Source organism: Streptomyces sp. NBC_00996 (assembly GCF_045162675.1).
GTDB lineage: Bacteria > Actinomycetota > Actinomycetes > Streptomycetales > Streptomycetaceae > Streptomyces.
In genome coordinates this window covers 8,990,779-9,008,019 of sequence record NZ_CP108723.1, presented here as the reverse complement: position 1 = coordinate 9,008,019, position 17,241 = coordinate 8,990,779, and the positions used below count along the sequence as shown (strand labels likewise).

16 protein-coding genes and 2 pseudogenes are annotated in these 17,241 nt (G+C 71.9%); 10 read left to right on the top strand and 8 right to left on the bottom strand.

All coding sequences use genetic code 11. The features are described from left to right. Positions 1-69: 69 nt before the first annotated feature. On the top strand, positions 70-1,716 hold the full coding sequence (locus OG390_RS41735) for an adenosine deaminase (protein WP_406175248.1): 1,647 nt from the start codon (positions 70-72) through the stop codon (positions 1,714-1,716). Positions 1,717-2,359: 643 nt separating this feature from the next. Next, positions 2,360-3,085, top strand: a complete 726-nt coding sequence (locus OG390_RS41730) for an SIR2 family NAD-dependent protein deacylase (protein WP_406175247.1) — start codon at positions 2,360-2,362, stop codon at positions 3,083-3,085. Between the two features lie 342 nt (positions 3,086-3,427). Here the strand turns inward: OG390_RS41730 and OG390_RS41725 are convergent, their stop codons facing one another. Both OG390_RS41725 and OG390_RS41720 read right to left on the bottom strand, forming a co-directional pair. After that, entirely contained in the window at positions 3,428-3,910 is a 483-nt protein-coding gene (locus tag OG390_RS41725; protein WP_406175245.1) for a methylated-DNA--[protein]-cysteine S-methyltransferase, read from the bottom strand. 19 nt (positions 3,911-3,929) lie between these two features. Beyond that, the gene (locus tag OG390_RS41720; protein WP_406175244.1) at positions 3,930-5,411 is read right to left on the bottom strand and encodes an AlkA N-terminal domain-containing protein; all 1,482 of its coding nucleotides are present in this window, start codon (positions 5,409-5,411) and stop codon (positions 3,930-3,932) included. A gap of 207 nt (positions 5,412-5,618) precedes the next feature. On the opposite strand from OG390_RS41720, the gene OG390_RS41715 reads away from it, so the two are divergent. Continuing rightward, positions 5,619-5,981: an ArsR/SmtB family transcription factor gene (locus OG390_RS41715; protein WP_406175242.1), complete on the top strand. Its 363-nt coding sequence runs from the start codon at positions 5,619-5,621 to the stop codon at positions 5,979-5,981. A gap of 25 nt (positions 5,982-6,006) precedes the next feature. Beyond that, positions 6,007-7,161 carry an MFS transporter gene (locus OG390_RS41710; RefSeq protein ID WP_406178186.1) on the top strand — a complete coding sequence of 385 codons (1,155 nt, stop codon included), beginning with the start codon at positions 6,007-6,009 and terminating at the stop codon, positions 7,159-7,161. Between the two features lie 229 nt (positions 7,162-7,390). Here the strand turns inward: OG390_RS41710 and OG390_RS41705 are convergent, their stop codons facing one another. Both OG390_RS41705 and OG390_RS41700 read right to left on the bottom strand, forming a co-directional pair. Next, positions 7,391-8,320, bottom strand: coding sequence for a M48 family metalloprotease (locus OG390_RS41705; RefSeq protein ID WP_406175240.1), 930 nt, complete (start codon positions 8,318-8,320; stop codon positions 7,391-7,393). Next, on the bottom strand, positions 8,317-8,688 hold the full coding sequence (locus OG390_RS41700) for a BlaI/MecI/CopY family transcriptional regulator (RefSeq protein ID WP_399079095.1): 372 nt from the start codon (positions 8,686-8,688) through the stop codon (positions 8,317-8,319). The genes OG390_RS41705 and OG390_RS41700 overlap by 4 nt, the downstream gene beginning before the upstream one ends. Positions 8,689-8,803: 115 nt before the next feature. Here OG390_RS41700 and OG390_RS41695 point away from each other — a divergent pair, with 115 nt between their 5' ends. The 4 genes from OG390_RS41695 to OG390_RS41680 are packed head-to-tail and all read left to right on the top strand — an operon-like array spanning position 8,804 to position 12,194. After that, positions 8,804-9,475, top strand: coding sequence for a DedA family protein (locus tag OG390_RS41695; protein ID WP_406175239.1), 672 nt, complete (start codon positions 8,804-8,806; stop codon positions 9,473-9,475). Next, a complete protein-coding gene (locus OG390_RS41690; protein WP_406175237.1) occupies positions 9,472-10,110 on the top strand; it encodes a phosphatase PAP2 family protein in 639 nt (212 codons plus the stop codon). The genes OG390_RS41695 and OG390_RS41690 overlap by 4 nt, the downstream gene beginning before the upstream one ends. Before the next feature lie 9 nt (positions 10,111-10,119). Next, positions 10,120-10,782: a response regulator transcription factor gene (locus OG390_RS41685; RefSeq protein WP_406175235.1), complete on the top strand. Its 663-nt coding sequence runs from the start codon at positions 10,120-10,122 to the stop codon at positions 10,780-10,782. A gap of 38 nt (positions 10,783-10,820) precedes the next feature. After that, the gene (locus OG390_RS41680; RefSeq protein WP_406175233.1) at positions 10,821-12,194 is read left to right on the top strand and encodes a sensor histidine kinase; all 1,374 of its coding nucleotides are present in this window, start codon (positions 10,821-10,823) and stop codon (positions 12,192-12,194) included. On the opposite strand, the gene OG390_RS41675 is transcribed toward OG390_RS41680, so the two are convergent. Beyond that, positions 12,175-13,008 carry a hypothetical protein gene (locus OG390_RS41675; RefSeq protein ID WP_406175232.1) on the bottom strand — a complete coding sequence of 278 codons (834 nt, stop codon included), beginning with the start codon at positions 13,006-13,008 and terminating at the stop codon, positions 12,175-12,177. The genes OG390_RS41680 and OG390_RS41675 overlap by 20 nt on opposite strands. A 245-nt stretch (positions 13,009-13,253) precedes the next feature. Further along, positions 13,254-13,367: pseudogene (locus OG390_RS41670) on the bottom strand (LysR family transcriptional regulator); the annotation flags it as partial. A gap of 71 nt (positions 13,368-13,438) precedes the next feature. Here OG390_RS41670 and OG390_RS41665 point away from each other — a divergent pair. Both OG390_RS41665 and OG390_RS41660 read left to right on the top strand, forming a co-directional pair. After that, positions 13,439-14,326 carry an SDR family NAD(P)-dependent oxidoreductase gene (locus OG390_RS41665; protein ID WP_406175230.1) on the top strand — a complete coding sequence of 296 codons (888 nt, stop codon included), beginning with the start codon at positions 13,439-13,441 and terminating at the stop codon, positions 14,324-14,326. A 42-nt stretch (positions 14,327-14,368) separates the two neighbouring features. Beyond that, a pseudogene (locus OG390_RS41660) lies at positions 14,369-14,553 on the top strand (oxidoreductase); the annotation flags it as partial. Between the two features lie 59 nt (positions 14,554-14,612). Here the strand turns inward: OG390_RS41660 and OG390_RS41655 are convergent. Together OG390_RS41655 and OG390_RS41650 are read right to left on the bottom strand one after the other, a co-directional pair. Continuing rightward, complete coding sequence (locus OG390_RS41655) at positions 14,613-15,521, bottom strand: YbhN family protein (RefSeq protein WP_406175228.1); 909 nt, start codon at positions 15,519-15,521, stop codon at positions 14,613-14,615. A 59-nt stretch (positions 15,522-15,580) separates the two neighbouring features. Beyond that, entirely contained in the window at positions 15,581-17,083 is a 1,503-nt protein-coding gene (locus OG390_RS41650) for a hypothetical protein (protein WP_406178184.1), read from the bottom strand. Between the last annotated feature and the right edge of the window lie 158 nt (positions 17,084-17,241).

Genomic DNA, 17,241 nt, shown 5'->3' with positions numbered 1-17,241 from the left:
CAGTCGGATGCGTCGCCCGAGTGACAAGCGGCATGTCGGACATTCGCATCGCGACCCTGCTGCCGGAGGATGATCGACATGCCTCTCTCGGACCTGTCCTTCGCGCGGCGCCGCACCACCCGGCTCGCCCCGGTCCTGGGCGCCGCATTGGCACTCGCCCTGACACCCACTCAGCCGTCCCGGGCCGCGGAGGAAGACGCGAGCGGACCCACTCGCGCCGAGGCCGGCGTCTCGGCATACCTGCGAGGCGTACGCGACCGTCCCGAGGCGCTGGCCACTTTCTTCAGGGCCCTGCCCAAGGGCGCGGACCTCCACAACCACCTTTCGGGCGCGGCGACCACCGAGCTGCTGCTGAGAATCGCTGTCGAGAACGGTTATTGCATCGACAGGACCACCCTCACCGCGAGCGCACCGCCCTGCACGGGGAACACCCGCCCGGCGGCCGACACCGTCACCGACGCCGGTTTCCGGCGTCAGGTCATCCGCGCCTGGTCGATGCAGGACTTCACGCCCGGTCAGGGTGAGAGCAGCCACGACCACTTCTTCGCCACATTCGGAAGGTTCGGCGCGGTCAGCGGACTCCAGCCCGGACGGCTGCTGGCCCAGGTCTCCACCTCGGCCGCGAAGCAGCACCAGTTCTACCTCGAGACCATGCTGACCCCCGCCTACTCCGCCGTTGCCGCCCTTGCCGCCAAGGTCGGGTACGACGGTGACCTGGCCCGGCTGCGCGACAAGCTGCTGGCCGACGGTGGCATGGACGCCGTCGTCCAGCAGGCGATGAGTCAGACGGACTCGATGCTCGAGGAGTTCCGTACCGCCGCGCACTGCGATACCGACCGCCCCGAGGCCGGGTGCGCGCTGCCGGTGCGGTTCATCTCCCAGGTGTCGCGAGGCGGAACGCCCGACGTGGTTTTCGCCCAGATGCTGCTCGGCGTGGAACTGGCCCGGCGCGACCCCCGCTTCGTCTCGCTGAACCTCGTACAGCCCGAGGACGGTCCGGTGTCGCTCGCCGACTACCGTCTGCAGATGCGCATGCTGAACTACCTGCGCGGTGTGTATCCCGACGTTCCCCTCACCCTGCACGCGGGAGAGCTTGTCCCTGGCCTGGTCAAGCCTGAGGACCTGCGCTTCCACATCCGCGATGCGGTGCTCACCGCCCGCACCGACCGCATCGGCCACGGCGTCGACATCCGCCACGAGGACGACTACCAGGAACTGCTGCGCCTGATGGCCCGGCGGCATGTGCTGGTGGAAGTCCCGCTCACCAGCAACGCGCAGATCCTGGGCGTCACGGGACCGGCTCACCCCTTCCCGCTGTACCGGAGATACGATGTCCCGGTCGCCCTGGCCACCGACGACGCCGGCGTCGAGCGGACGGACATCAGCCGCGAATACCAGCGGGCCGCGCTCACCTACCAGCTGGACTACGGGGTGCTGAAGGACTTGGCCCGTACTTCCGTGGAGTACGGCTTCCTGAAGGGCCGCAGCCTGTGGCGCGACCGCAACGGCTACCAGGTCGTCCCGGAGTGCGCCGGAGACCACCTCGGCGACCCCACTCCCGGCAAGCGCTGCGCCCAGTTCCTCGCGTCCAGTGCCAAGGGTGCGGTGGAGTGGAAGCAGGAGGACGCTTTCCGAGCTTTTGAACGGAAATTCGGCGCCAGGGCGCCACGGACCGCGTCCCGCACCGCCAACGCGCCCGTCGAAGGCGCACGTTGACCCGGCACCGACAGGACGCACGGGCAGGTCCCTGACGCATCGTCCGGGAACTTCCCCGGCCGGAGTGGTTCGCGGGCGCATCCGGACGGGACAGGCCGGGGGCGTCCCTCCTCCCGGCCCGGCCCTCCTTGTCGTGGCTGACGCCCCATGGGAGCTCCCGCCCAAGACCTCTCCGCGCCACCCACTTCCCGCCGGCTGTGGGCCACCTCGGTCACCGGCCTCGACCGTTCGGGGATACGAGGGCCGCCTCCGGCACTCCTGCCGCCCGGCGGGGCACGCCCTCCTCCGAGCGTGGGCGCCCAGGCCGCCCGTGCCGGGAGTCCGCGCGGTCTCGTGTGAGGGAACCGCCTTCACCCCGGCCAGGGGCGTATCCGCTGTTTCCCGTCGCGTTGGATGCCGGGTGAGGAGGAGCGGTGAGTGTGGTTCAGAGTCTTGAGCAGGACCGTGTTGCCGCGGGCGTGGAGTCCGCCGCCGGTGGCAGGCAGGGGCGTGGTGTGTCGGTGTAGAAGTCGCTCCCCTCCCACGGCCGGGAGGCAACGGCTGTGCGCGGATGTGCCCCTTGGCCGGCCGGCACAGCCGACGGGCTCGGGGCACGCCCCTATATCCGCTCGCTCCGACCAGGCAGGCGTCCTACTCTCGGCCCATGGGCAGCCCTCTAGTAGCCATCCTCAGTGGCGCAGGTATCTCAACCGATTCCGGGATCCCTGATTATCGCGGTCCGAACGGACTCTGGCGGCGGGATCCCGGGGCCGAGAAGCTCGTCACGTACGAGTACTACATGGGGGATCCGGAGATCCGGCGGCGGTCGTGGCAGATGCGGCGGAAGAACCGGACGCTGAAGGCGGAGCCGAACGCGGCGCATCGGGCGGTGGCCGAGCTGGAGCGGTCCGGGGTTCCGGTGCGGGTGATCACGCAGAACGTGGACGGGCTGCACCAGCTCGCCGGGATGCCGGCGCGGAAGGTGCTGGAACTGCACGGGACCGTGCGGAGCGTCCTCTGCACGAAGTGCCACGCCAGGCAGCCGATGGAGGACGCGCTCGCGCGGGTCGAGGCCGGCGAGGTGGACCCGCCGTGCCTGGAGTGCGGCGGGATCCTCAAGTCGGCGACGGTGATGTTCGGCGAGCGGCTCGACCCGGTGGTGCTCGGTGAGGCGGTCGCCATCACCAAGGCCTGCCAGGTGTTCATCGCCGTCGGGAGCAGTCTGCAGGTACAGCCCGCCGCCGGGCTCGCCGGCGTCGCCGCCGATCACGGGGCGCGGCTGATCATCGTCAACGCCGAGCCGACGCCGTACGACGAGCGGGCCGACGAGGTCGTACGGGAGCCGATCGGCACCGCCCTGCCCGAACTCCTGCGCAAGCTGAGCGCCTAGTGCCCCGGCAGGCAACGTTTGCCCGTCAAGGAGCGGCGTCCGGTGCGTGCTCTGGGGTCCCCCCGGCCGAAGGCTGGGGGAGTGCCGGCCGGAAGTCCTCGTACTGTGTACTTGGGCTTTCGGCCGGTGCGGCGAGTGGGGGCACCTCCCACGCCCTTGAGGCAGTGGGGGAGCGTGCCGGGCGTCGCGACGAGGCGAACGTTGCCTGCCGGGGCACTAGGGACTGTCCCGCGGGGCAGGTCGAAGGAAGCCGAAGGAAGGCTACCACTCCTGATGCGCGTCTTCGGCGTGATCCGCCGGGCAGGCCCTGGCAGGCGGAACGTGCCGGCGCGCCGAGCGGCACTAGAAGAGGGCCGCTCCGCTCTCGAAGTCCAGCAGCCGCTTCTTTCGGTCCAGGCCGCCGCCGTATCCCGTGAGGCTGCCGTTCGCGCCGACGACGCGGTGGCAGGGCACGATGATGCCGATCGGGTTCTTGCCGTTGGCGAGGCCGACCGCACGGGAGGCGCCCGGGTTGCCGAGTGCCTCGGCCAGTTCGCCGTACGAACGGATCTCGCCGTACGGGATCTTGCGGAGCTGTTCCCAGACGCCGCGCTGGAAGGTCGTGCCGGCCAGGCGCAGTTCAAGCGTGAATTCCTGCAACTCACCTGCGAAATAGGACCGTAGCTGGTCGGTCGCCTCGTCGAAGAGCGTGTCGTCGCGTTCGCCGAAGGCCTCCTCGGGCGGGCGGTGGCGCTGGCCGACCATGTAGAGGCCGCACAGCACGCCGTCGTCGGCGACGGGTGTCAGGGGGCCGTAGGGGCTGTCGATGACCGTGTGCTGTTTCACTGGATGTCCTTGAACGGGCTCATACGGGAAGGAAGTTGATCGGGTGACTGTCGGTCGCCCACAGGTACTGGACCGCGTACGCGCGCCACGGGCGCCAGGCCGCGGCGCGTGCCGTGAGGGCGGCCGGAGTGGACGGGAGGCCCAACTCCTGGGCCGCGCGCCGGATTCCGAGGTCGGTGGGGAGGAAGGCGTCGGGGTCGCCCAGGGCGCGCATGGCGATGACGTCGACCGTCCAGGGGCCGAAGCCGGGGAGCGCCAGCAGCCTGACGCGCGCCTCCGCCCAGTCGCTCTCCACCCCCAAGTGAAGTGTTCCGTCGGCCAGTTGACGTACCAGCGTGGTGAACGTGGCGCGGCGGGTACGCGGCATCGCGAGTGACTCGGGGTCGAGTGCGGCGAGCGCCGCGGCCGAGGGGAAGAGGTGGGTGAGGCCGCCCTCCGGGTCATCGACCGGTTCGCCGTGCGCGGTGACCAGGCGGGCCGCGTGAGTGCGGGCGGCGGCCGTGGAGACCTGCTGGCCCAGCACGGCTCGTGCGGCGAACTCGGCCTCGTCGACCGTGCGCGGCACCCGGCGGCCGGGGGCCTTGTCGATGAGTGGGGCGAGCAGCGGGTCGGTGCGCAGTTGGTCGTCGACCGCGACGGGGTCGGCGTCCAGGTCGAGCATGCGGCGGCAGCGGCTGATGGCGACGGGCAGGTCGCGCAGGTCACCGAGGGTGAGGCGGCAAGCGATGTGGTCCGGCTGCGGCGTCAGGGCGACGATCCCGTGCCCGTACGGAAGCCGCAGGGTCCGTCGGTACGCCCCGTCGCGCCACTCCTCGACGCCGGGTACGGCGGTCGCCGCCAGGTGGCCGAAGAGGTTGTCGGGGTTGAGCGGGGCACGGAAGGGCAGCCGGAGGCTCAGCACGCCGGGCGTGGCCCCCGCCCGCTTCTTGGGCAGGCGGGCACGCAGCTCGCTCGGCGACAGCGCGAAGACCTCGCGCACGGTGTCGTTGAAGGTGCGGATGGAGGAGAACCCGGCCGCGAAGGCGATCTCCGCCATCGGCAGCGGGGTGGTCTCGATGAGCAGCCGCGCGGTCTGGGCGCGCTGGGCCCGGGCGAGCGCCAGCGGTCCCGCGCCCAGCTCGGCCAGGAGCTGGCGTTCGACCTGGCGGGTGCTGTATCCGAGCCGGACGGCCAGGCCGGGGACACCCTCGCGGTCCACGACCCCGTCGCCGATCAGCCGCATCGCGCGGGCCACCAGGTCGGCGCGCTGGTTCCACTCGGGCGAGCCGGGGCTGGTGTCCGGGCGGCATCGCTTGCAGGCCCGGAAACCGGCCTGCTGGCAGGCTGCCGCGCTCGGATAGAAGGTCATGTTCTCCGGCTTCGGCGGCACGACCGGGCAGCTGGGCCGACAGTAGATCCGTGTGGTCAGCACCGCCGTGAAGAACCATCCGTCGAAGCGCGCGTCCTTGGCCTGGACGGCGCGCACGCAGCGCTCGGTGTCCATGTGCATCCCATTCCGCATGCCTCAAGCATCGGGCACGCGCGGGGGGCAGGGCTGGCGAGAACACGACATGTACCTCGCCGGACCTGCGGTCGGCCGCCCGTCCGCTTCCTTCGCCTTTGAGGTTCGGCCTGCGGCTGGCCCGCGTCCACCATCCACCCCGCGAGGCACCGTTGAGATATATGAAAAGTTATTCATATATCCACATCAGGTGGGTACGATCCCGACATGGGTCATGGACTCGTCACCACCGTGCAGGACGCCACCGAGCGCGTACGTCTGGACGCGGCCAACGTCGCCAAGGTGGCCACCACGCTCCAGGCGCTGTCGACCCCGTCCCGCCTGTTGATCCTCGCGCGGCTGCGCGAAGGTCCGCTCCCGGCAACGGAGTTGGCCGCCGCGGTCGGCATGGAGCAGTCCGCGTGCTCGCACCAGCTGCGTCTGCTGCGCAACCTGGGACTGGTCGTCGGCGAGCGCAGCGGCCGCTCGGTGGTGTACGCGCTGCACGATCACCATGTCGCCGAACTCCTCGACCAGGCGGTCTATCACGTGGAGCATCTGCGGTTCGGCCTCAGCGCCAAGGCCGAGTGAGGTGAAAGCGGTGCCCACGCGACAGATGTGGCCGCTGTACGCCGCCGGGTTCACCACCGCGTTCGGGGCGCACGGCATCGCCGCGAACCTGGGCGGACACTCGGCGGACCGGGTCACCTCGCTGCTCGTCCTGGGCGGGCTGCTGGCTCTCTACGACGGGGCCGAGGTGCTGCTCAAGCCGGTGTTCGGCACGATCGCCGACCGGATCGGCGCCCGGCCCGTGCTGCTCGGCGGGCTCGTCGCCTTCGCCGCCGCGTCCGCGCTGTACGTCGTGGTGGACCGCCCCGGCCTGCTGTGGGCCGCCCGGCTCGGTCAGGGCGCGGCGGCCTCGGCGTTCTCGCCCGCCGCCTCCGCGCTGGTGGCCCGGCTCAATCCGGCAGCCAAGCACGGGCGGGCGTACGGGAGTTACGGCTTCTACAAGTCCATCGGCTACACGCTGGGGCCACTGTTGGGCGGTGTGCTCGTGTGGGCGGGCGGACTGCGACTGCTGTTCGCAGTGCTCACGGGGCTGGGCGCGGTGGTCGCCGTATGGGCTCTGCTCGGCGTGCCGCACGTGCCGCCGCTGCCGCGTGCCCGGCAGACCGTGCTCGACCTGGCGCGCCGCCTGGCCGACGCCGCCTTCCTCGCCCCGACGGCAGCGCTCGCGGGCGCGACCGCCGCGCTCTCCGTCGGGGTGGGCTTCCTGCCCGTCTCCGGCGCGGGCGCCGGCCTCGGCACCGTGGCGACCGGCGCCGCCGTGTCCGTCCTCGCGGCTTGCGCAGCCCTCGTCCAGCCGCGCGCCGGCCGGGCGTCGGACGCGGGCCGGCTGACCGCCCGCACAGGCGTCGGCGTGGGGCTGCTGACCGCCGCCGCGGGGCTCGCCTGTGCGACGGTCCCCGGGCTGACGGGCGTGCTGCTCGCGGCGGCCCTGATCGGTGTCGGCACCGGTCTGATCACCCCGCTGGCCTTCGCCGCCCTGGCGTCGGGCACACCTCGCGAACGGCTCGGACAGACGATGGGCGCCGCCGAGTTGGGGCGTGAACTGGGGGACGCGGGCGGGCCGTTGCTCGTCGCGGGCGTCGCCACGGCGGCGACACTTCCGTACGGGTACGCGGTGCTCGCCGTGTTGCTGGCGGTCGGGCCGGTCGTGGGGGTGCTGCTGGGGGGCGGTGTGAGGGGTCGGCGTCGGGAGCGGGTCTAGGTCTAGGGGGCGGCGTCGGGAGCGGGTCCAGGTGTACCGGTCACGCACGTTGTCGACACTCGCCGGCTCGCTCATGGCGAAGACCTCCGGTGTGGTGGAGGTGTCGAGTCTCCTCGCACGGAGGTCTTCGCGCACTGCCCATCGACCCCGGTGGCACCGTGCCCCCTGCACGCCTTCAGGTGGCTAGCCCTCCCCTCGAGGCGGCTCGCCCCGCCGGCCGCCCGAGGCGTCAGCGGGGCTCTTCGCCCTGCGCGACCTCCACCTCATGGTGGAAGGCGAGTACGCCGGCCGCGGAGGCGCCGGCCGATAGGGCCGCGCAGATGGCGAGGAGGAGGGCGATCCAGGAGGCGGCGCGGGGGTGGCTCGGGGGCGCGGCGAGGAGGGCGGCGACGCGCTGGGGGACGGGGCCGGTGGTGGCCGCGGGGGCGAAGTCCGGCCGGGTGGATCGGGACACCTGGGTGGCCAGGGCGGCGCGGGCGATGGCGCGGGCGATCAGACGACGGTCGCCCAGCGCGACGGCGGCGGCCTCGTCGGCGGCGCGCTCGGCGGCGAGCGCGATGGCCGCGCGGACCGGGCGCAGACCGGGGTGGCAGTGCGCCGCGAGTTCGGCCGCGACGAGGAAGCGGTGGTGGCCGCCCGCATTGTGGGCCCGCTCGTGGGCGAAGAGCGCCTCGCGTTCGTCGGGGCCGAGGCTGCGGAGCATCGCGGTGGTGACGACGATGCGGTGCGGTCGGCCCGGCAGGGCGTACGCGTCCGGATGCGCCGACTCGATGACGCACAGGTCGCCGGCGGCGGGCCGGCGGTCGGCCTGGGTGCGGGCGGTTCGGAAGGCGCGGAGCTGGCGCAGGGCGGAGCGTCCGAGGGTCCAGGCGCCGACGGTCAAAGCGCCGGTGGAGGCGGCCGCGGCGGGCAGGACGACCAGGTCGGACGCGGTGCGCAGGGGGTGGATGAGGTCACCGAGGCCGGCAAAGACCGGCAGCTTGAGCAGGCCGGTCAGAAGCAACGCGCCGAGCGCGGCCACGGAGGCACCGGCGAGCACCACGACCGCGAGGGTCAGGGCCCACAGCGCGGTCACGGGTACGAGACGGTCGAGGCAGCGGCGGGCCAGCACCGGCACCGCGAAGGGCACCAGCAGCGGGATCAGCAGCAGCGCCGTCATTCCTCACCCGATTCCAGCAGATCGCGCAGGAGACGCTCGTCGTCGGGGCTGAGTTGGGCGACGAACCGGGCCAGGGCCGTCTCACGGTCGTGGTCCCGGTCGAGTTCGCTGTGCATGCGCCGGGCGGTGAGACCGTGCGGGTCCTGGACGGGGAAGTACGCATAGCCCCGGCCCTGCCGCTCGCGGCCGACGATGCCCTTCTCGTGCAGTCGGGACAAGATCGTCGTCACGGTCGTACGCGCCAGACCGGAGTCCAGCTCCAGCTGTACACGCCCGGGCGTCAGCGGTGCCCCGGCAGCCCACAGTGCGGCCATCACACTGGCTTCGAGCTCGCCCGCCGGTCGGCGTTCGTCCTTCGCGCTGGTCATGGGAACGATCCTCACCCCGCCATCGTCTACAGTTCAGTAGACCGTCTACAGGATTGTAGTCACTCGGGTGCGTCTCGACCGTACCCGCCCATCCAGTATGAGAGGGACCGCGACAATGACCGCTCCGTTGTTCACAGCGTCACAGCTCGCCGTGAATATTCTCAGCGCGCAGTCCCTGCTCGCCGCCTTCGGTGTACTGGGGGTGGGCGTGGTGATGTTCGCGGAGACCGGACTGCTGATCGGCTTCTTCCTGCCCGGTGACTCCCTGCTGTTCACGGCGGGACTGTTGTGCACCGGGTCGGGTCACGGCGGTCTGAAGCTGTCGCTGGTCCCGCTCCTGGTCGCCGCCGCCGTGGGCGCGCTGGCCGGCGCGCAGACCGGTTACCTGATCGGGCGGAAGGCCGGCGGCGCCCTGCTCGCCCGCAGCAGCTCGCCCCGGCTGCTCGCGGGTGCCCAGCGCGCCGAAGAGTTGCTGGAGCGCTACGGACACGCGAAGGCCATCGTGCTGGCCCGCTTCGTGCCCGTGGTGCGTACGGTGCTGAATCCCATGGCGGGCGCCCTGCACGTACCCGTGCGGACCTTCACCCTCTGGCAGGTGATCGGCGGCGTCGTCTGGAGCCTGGGCCTGACCCTCGGCGGGTACGCACTGGGCTCGTCCATTCCGAACGTGGACCGGTATCTGCTCCCGATGATCGCCCTGATCGTCGTCGTGTCCCTGATCCCGCTCGCCGCCGAGCTGTACCGCTCCCGCCGGGCGACCGCCGCGGAGAAGGGGGCTCAGGGATGATCCTGGCCTTCGACGGCTCCTCGATCGACGGCTCCGCCTACACGTATGTGGTGGACCTCGCCCAGGACTCCCCCTCGTGGCTGGACAGCCTGGTCTCCGCCTGGGCGACGTACGGGCTCGGGCTGTTCGCCGTTCTCATGCTCCTGGGCTGGTGGCAGGCGCGGCGGGTGAGCGCCCGGGCCGCGCTGATGGCACTCGCCGCGCCGGTGATCGTGGTCGTGGCGTACGCGGTGAACTCGGTGTTCAAGCTGTTGGTACGCGAGGACCGGCCCTGTCAGAGCCTTCATGTGAAGACGCTGGAGGCGTGTCCGGCCCCCGGCGACTGGTCGTTCCCGAGCAATCACGCGGTGATCGCCGCCGCAGCCGCGGTGGCCCTGCTCTCCGTCTCCCGCCGCCTCGGCACCGTCGCGGTGGTGGCCGCCTGCATGCTCGCCGCCTCCCGTGTCTGGGTGGGCGTGCACTACCCGCACGACGTCGTGGCCGGAGTCCTCGTGGGCACGCTGCTCGCGATGCTGCCGGCGGCGGGCCTGCACCGTGTCCCCGAGACGCTGGCGCACCGGCTCACCGGCTCACGGCTGAGGCCCCTGCTGATAGCACCGCAACTCGCAGAGGCGACGCCGTACGAGACCGAGTGAAGGAGAGGTATGCGGCACAGGATCCTGGTCGTCGAGGACGATCACGCCCTGCGTGATGTCCTGCTGCGCGGCCTTCGGGACGAGGGCTTCGACACCGTGCGCGCGCAGGACGGTGCGACCGCGCTGCGGCTGGCCGGGGACGACGTCGACGCGGCCGTGCTGGACGTCGGGCTGCCCGACGCGGACGGACGGGACGTGTGTCAGGCGATCCGGGCCAACGGCTTCCTCTCCCCCGTCATCTTCCTGACGGCCCATCATCACCTCACGGACCGGCTGGCCGGCTTCTCGGCCGGGGGCGACGACTATCTGCCCAAGCCCTTTCATCTGACGGAGCTGGCCGCCCGACTGCGGGCGGCCCTGAGGCGAACCGGCTCGGTTCCGGCCGCGACCGCCGGTGACCTGGTCCTCGACCCGGTGGGGCACAGCCTCACCGTCCGAGGCACCCGAGTCGGTCTGACTCCCACGGAGTTCCGCCTGCTGGCGGCGCTGATGGCGGCGTCCGGGGACATCGTGCGCCGGCGGGAGCTGATCAGGGCGGGCTGGCCCGAGGGCGCCCAGGTCAGTGACAACACGCTCGACCAGTATCTGACCCGGCTGCGCCGCAAGCTCCGGGACAGCGACAGCGAGCTGACCGTCACGACCGCGCGCGGTGTCGGGCACCGCCTGTCATGAGGGCGTCCATCTTCCGGAGCGCATCCGTCTCCCCGAGCGTGTCCGTCTCCCTCTGGCGGCTGTGCTCCCGATGGTGGCCGCGTACGCTGCGCGGCCGGCTCTCGCTGGTCGCGCTGACCACCGCCACGCTGCTGATGATGATCCTCACCGTCGCATTCAACGCCGTCGTACAGCGCCACCTCCAGCACCAGGCGGACGACGAACTGCGCACACGGGCCGCCGCCGTCGCCGCGACCGTCGACACCAGCGGATCCAGGGTGCGCGTCCTGGAGACGCCGGGCGAGGAGTTGCTCGACACGAACGTATGGATCTACGCGGGCGACCGGCTCCTCGAAAAGCCTGCTTCCGCCACCACCTCCGGCCCGCTGACCCGCGCCGCCGACCGGGTCGCATCGCGGGGCGGCGGACAGTGCGTCACCGCCGACAGCCACGGCCCCGTCCGGCTGTGCTCACGACCGGTGCCCGGCGACAAGGGTGCCGCGACCGTCGTCACGGCGCTGGACCTGTCGCCCTACCGCAGCTCGGCCGAGGCCCTGCTCCTCGCCTCGATCGCGCTCGACGCCGTCATGCTCGCCTGCACGTACGCGCTGACGCGCCTGGCGGTGGGGCGCGCGCTGCGGCCCGTACGCACCATGACCGAGCACGCCACGCAGTGGAGCGCCATAGCCTCCGCGGAACGCTTCGGAAGCGTGGCCCGGCCGACCGAACTGGCCCAGCTGGGCGGGTCGTTGGACGCGCTCCTGGACCGCATCCGCGCGCTGCTGCGCCATGAGCAGCAGCTCACCCGGGAGCTGTCGCACGAACTGCGCAATCCGCTCGCCCGGATCATCGCCGAGCTCGACTGGTGGCAGGCCCGTCCCCGTTCCGCCACCGACACCCGGAGCACGCACGAGGCCATCGCCGACGCCGCCCGATCCATGCGCACGATCTGCGACACCCTCCTCGACGACGCGCACGACGGCGCGGCCACCGCGCCCGGCACCACCGATGTACTGCCCGTGCTGCGGCGGCTCGCGGACCGCGCCGCCGCGACCGAGAAGGTGGAGGTCGTCGTCACGGGACGGGACGACGAGCTGTCGGCCGGGGTGCCGGACGCCCTCCTGGAGCGCATCGTCAGTCCCCTGCTCGACAACGCGCTGCGGCACGCGCGGGCGCAGGTCGAGGTCAGGGCCTGCGCGCGCCCCGGCGGCGTGCGCGTCGAGGTCACGGACGACGGACCCGGCGTACCCGCGTCGTTCGCACCGCAGCTCTTCCAGCCGGGACGCCGCGCCGATCCGGGGGACGGACACGGCGGAGCGGGCCTGGGGCTGCCGCTCTCCCGACGCCTGGCCCGCTCCGCCGGCGGCGAGGTGCAGCACGACGAGCGGCACACCTCGGGCGCGAGGTTCGTGGTCAGTCTCCCTGCGGGGTGAGCCGCTCGGCGTCGACGACGTCCCGGCGCGTCACCGCGAGGTACACGACCAGGCCGAGGATGACCGCGAGGAACAGCACGCTGGTGACCACGGTGCCGAAGCCCAGGCCACCGTCGCCGGTCGGCTGCGAGAGGTAGTCGCCGATCGAGGCGCCCAGCGGACGGGTGAGGATGTACGCGATCCAGAAGCTCAGTACGGCGTTCAGACCGAGTGCGAAGTGCGCGACGGCGACCGCGGCGATGGCGAGGCCGAACAGGACGGCGGAGACCCAGTAGCCGAGGGCCATGCGCTCGGCGACCAGGTCACCGGCGGCGGTGCCCAGCGCGAAGGTGAACAGCACGGCCAGCCAGTAGTAGGCCTCGCGGGACAGGGCGTCGATGCTGTGGATGGACAGGGTCCGCTCGCGGCGGTACCAGACGAAGAAGACGACGGCGAGGGCGACGGCGAACACGGCGGTGCTGGTCTCCAGCGGTACGCCCAGGTTGTCTGTAAGGTTGTCGCTGATCAGGGTGCCGACGACGCTGATCAGGGCCACGGCGAGCCAGTAGACGCCTGCCTTGTAGGCCTTCGTGTGGAACTGGACGACAAGGACCACCGCCAGCAGCGCGCTCATCAGCAGCGACACACCGGTCAGGCCCATGCCCAGCTTCTCGTTCAGGAGGTCCGCGGCGGTCTCGCCGACCGTCGTGCACAGCACCTTGATGATCCAGAAGTACGCGGTGACTTCGGGAACCTTGTTCCAGCGCAGGTGGCGGCCGGGGGCGGCCTCGGTCCGGCCGTACGCAACGGACGTCTCGGAAGTCTCAGATGTCATGGGACCGGACCCTGCCAGCGGATATCTGAATACATCCTGACTACCCGACCGGCCCTGGCCCCGGCCCTGGCCCTGGCCCTGGCCCTGGCCCCCGATCTTGGCTACCTGACCGGCTCCTCCTGGCAGCCGGCTCCTCCTGGCAGACAGAGACGAGGAGGGTGAACGTCGTTGGGTCGCCCGTTCGCCAGGAACGGCCTGCCCCCGGCGAGCCGGCCAGATCACGAAAAGGGCGGGACCGCTGCCCATGACACCGCCGACCGGGTGCAGCCCAGCAACGCGGCGGCCGCAGCAAAGGTTCCCAGTTCGGCCACGGCACGGAAGACGCGCAGCGCGGTCGGCGACGCATCCGTGAAGTCCATGACATTCACGCATACCAACCGTGCCGAACTTTCGTTGGACTCATGGACGCGGCGTTTCTAGCGTGGCAGGCATGAACGCTTCACGCATCGCGCTCGTCACGGGCGCCAACCAAGGACTCGGCCGAGCCCTCGTCGAGGGACTGGCGGCCCGCATGAACCCGGACGACCTGGTCCTGCTCACCGGCCGCAGCCACCAGCGCGTGACGGACGCCGCCCGCGAGGTCACCCAACTGCCCGGTACTCGCGCCCGCGTCGAGGGCCGGGTCCTGGACGTCACAGACACTGATGCCATCGCTCACCTCGCCGAGGACCTCCGAGCCCGCTACGGAGGGGTTGACGTCGTCATCTCCAACGCGATCGCCCGCCTGCTGCCCGAGGAGTCACAGGCAGAGCGGGCCGACGAGTTCATCGACGTCTCGAACACCGCCGCTCACGCGGTTCTGCGCTCCTTCGGTCCTGCGCTACGCCCGGGCGGCCGACTGCTCGTCGTGGCCAGCAGCCTGGGCACCCTCGGCCACCTCAACCCACGGCTGCACCACTTGTTCGACGGCGCGAGCCTCGACCAGGTCGAGTGCGCCATCGAGTCCTGGCGCAGCGCCATCCACAACAAGACCGCGGAAGAGGCGGGCTGGCCTCGCTGGCTGAATGTGCCCTCGAAGGTCGCTCAGGTCGCCGCCGTCCGCGCGGTCGCCGCCGAACGCCGCGAACACGACCTCGCCACCGGCACTCTGGTCGCGGCCGTGTGCCCCGGCATGGTCGACACCGCCACATCGCGCCCCTGGTTCAGCGACTTCAGCCAGGCGCAGTCGCCGGCCCAGGCCGCCGGAGCCGTGCTCGACCTGATCTCCGCTGAGCACGTCGATCCCGCCTTCTACGGCGAGCTTGTCCGCCTCGGCAAGGCCCTGCCCTGGCACGACGGCACGCCTCCGGTGGAACAGGACCGGATACTCCGGCCCTGAACGCCGTCACGCACGCTTGAGCACACAGTAAAGAGGTCACTCATGAGTGCCGTCACCACCCCGTTCAGTTTCGCCCGCACGGCCGCCGAGGTCGCGGAAGGGATCGACCTCACCGGCCGCCGCGTGACGGTCACGGGCGCCTCCTCCGGCCTCGGGCAGGGACGGCCCGCGCCCTGGCAGACACGGGCGCCGAGGTCCCCCTGGCCGTCCGGGACCTGGCGGCGGGCGGATCACCACGCGCGGGGACACGGCTACCGCCTCGAACTCAGGTGAGCCGTACGGCGGTTCACAGCACCCGGCGGCGCACCAGCACCCCCAGCGCGACCAGCCCCGGAAGCAGCGGCAGCCATACCGTCAGCAGCCGGTAGCCGAGGACCGTTGATGCCGCCGCGCTGCCCGGTGCTCCGGCGAGGGTGAGGGCAAGGGCGAGTGCGGCGTCCAGGGAGCCGAGGCCGCCCGGGGTGGGCAGCAGGACGGCGGCACTGCTCGCGGCGAGGTACGCCAGTGCCACCTGAGCCGGAGGGAGCGGCAGGTCGATGGCCTGCGTGACGGCGATGACCACGGCGGCGTGCATCGTGGCGAAGGCGACCGAGCCGCACCACAACGCGGCCGCCCGCGCGGGGACTTCGTGCACGGCGCGGACCTCCGCCAGCACGGCTCGGAGAGCGCGCCGCAGCGGCCCCGACAGCAGGACCACGGCGGCGGCGACCACCGCGACGGCCACCGCCCATGCCGCCGCGGAGACGTGCGGGAAGCGGAGGGCGCCGGGGCAGGCCGGCGCGAGCGCGGCGATCAGGCAGCCTCTGACCACGGTCCCCGCGGTGGCCTTGACCGCGAGCGCGGTGGCCGACCGGGTGACGGGCAGCCCGCACCGGGTCAGGAAGCGCAGGTTGACGGCGCCCGCCCCCAGACCGGCGGGCAGGACGTGGTTGGCGGCGGAGGCCGCGAACTGCACCGCTACCAGGCGCCGGGCGGGCAGCGACCGGGCCACCGCCCCCTGCTGGGCGAGGGCCGAACACACCCAGGTCGCCGGGGTGGCGACGGTCGCCACGAGCAGCCAGCCGCGGTCGGCGGCGCGGAGCCGGCCGGCTCCGGTCTCGATCACCGGCCAGTGGCTCCGGGCGAGATACCCCGCGCACACCACCACGACGAGGGTGACTCCGGCATGCCAGGAGACGCGTCTGCCGACGGACATCGGCCTCCTGGTGGACGCCGGCCCCTCGACGGTTGTCGACGGGGCACCGGGCGGAACGGTCATACCGCTCCGCCCCCCGCCCCTGGTGCGATATAGACACGCAGGTCACCGACAGGGTGCAGGGCCCAGTCGCGGGCGTACGCGGGCGGCCGTCCTCCCGGGGTGGTGAGCACGCCGACCGGCTCGTGCCGTCCGGACCGCACGATGTCCGTCTCGGTGGTGTTGGCGTTGTGGCCACTGGTCGCGACGGAGGCGCAGCCGGCGTAGTAGGCGATGGGGACCGCCTCGTGCCCGGTCAGCTTGCAGGGCGGCCGTACGCCGAGCCGGTGCAGTTCGGCCGCCGTGGCCTCCCAGGCCCGGTGGGAGGCGGTGGTGCGCTGCACGGTGGCTTGCAGGACCGCGAACTGGACCGCCAGGTGCCCGGCGAGGCCGAGCGCCACCAAGGTCACGGCCACCGGGCGCCAGGCTCGGCTCGGGGCGGTGACCAGGTGGACGAGTGCGTCGGCGACGGGGATCGCGAGGAGCGCGTAGGCGGGGAGCAGAAAGCGCGGGGCGGCGTATCCGATCATGAACAGATACGGGATGCCCGCCGTCGTGGCACAGGCCAGGAGCAGCAGCGTGCGTGCGGTGCGTCGGGCCTTGACGGCGACGACCAGCCCGAGGACGGCGAGCAGCGGCAGCACGAACCACCAGACCATCACCGCCGGGTTCGGCATCGACCCGGTGCACGGGCGGCACAGGGCGCGTCCGCCCAGGCTGCGCAGCTGGTCGCCGACGGCGAAGTGCCAGCCCAGGCCGCCCTGGATGCGGGAGGCGTCCGCGAGCCGTTGGTCCAGGCCGCCGTAACCGGCGTAGGCCTCGACGACCCACTCGCCCGCTCCGGCTACCAGACCCGCGACGAGCGTGACCAGCAGCCGGGGGCGGCGCCATCGCCGGACGGCCACGCCGAGGACGATGAGCGGCAGGGTCACCCAGACCGCGTCTGTGGGCCGCATCCACGCCATCAGCGCGGCGCTCAGGCCCACCCCCCACAGCGCCGCCCGGTCGGAGCGATCCGCCCGGGCGCGCAGGAAGCATCCGACGCAGGCCAAAGCGCCGATCGCGACCCAGTAATTGGGCATGGCCTGCGGACCGTAGAACAGGGTCACCCAGAGCGTCGCGAACAGGGCGCCCGCCGAAGCCAGCACCCGAACCGGGAACAGCCCTCGCCAGACGCGCAGCGCCAGGTACAGACCGAGTCCGGACAGCAGGGCGAGGTAGATGCGCAGCAGCGTCGTGGACGACGACCAGGAGGCGATCGGCGCCACGAGCAGCGGGACTCCGCGGGCGCGCGGTGCGCTGAAGAACGCGGCGGGAACGTGCGGGCTGACCTGGCTGACATACACGGCCTCGTCCCAGCCGAGGCCCATTCCGGGGCGTACAAGGATGAGTTGGGCCAGGGTGAAGGCGGCGGCCACCAGCGCCGGCCACCGCGCGTCGCCGGTGCGTCTCGATGCGCGGGCAGTCGAGGACGGGCCGTGACGCCTGGCGCCGACGAGCGGGACGTTCGAGGTCTTGGCCATCATCCACCCTTCACCCCTACAAGCTGTAAGGTTGCTTCACCCTACAAGACGTAGGGTGAAGAGCGGAGTCTCGGGAAACAATAGAGAGTCGGGAAAACATGGACAAGTTACCGTGCACCGGACATGGTTGCAGTCCAACAGCGGCATCCGGAGTCCGG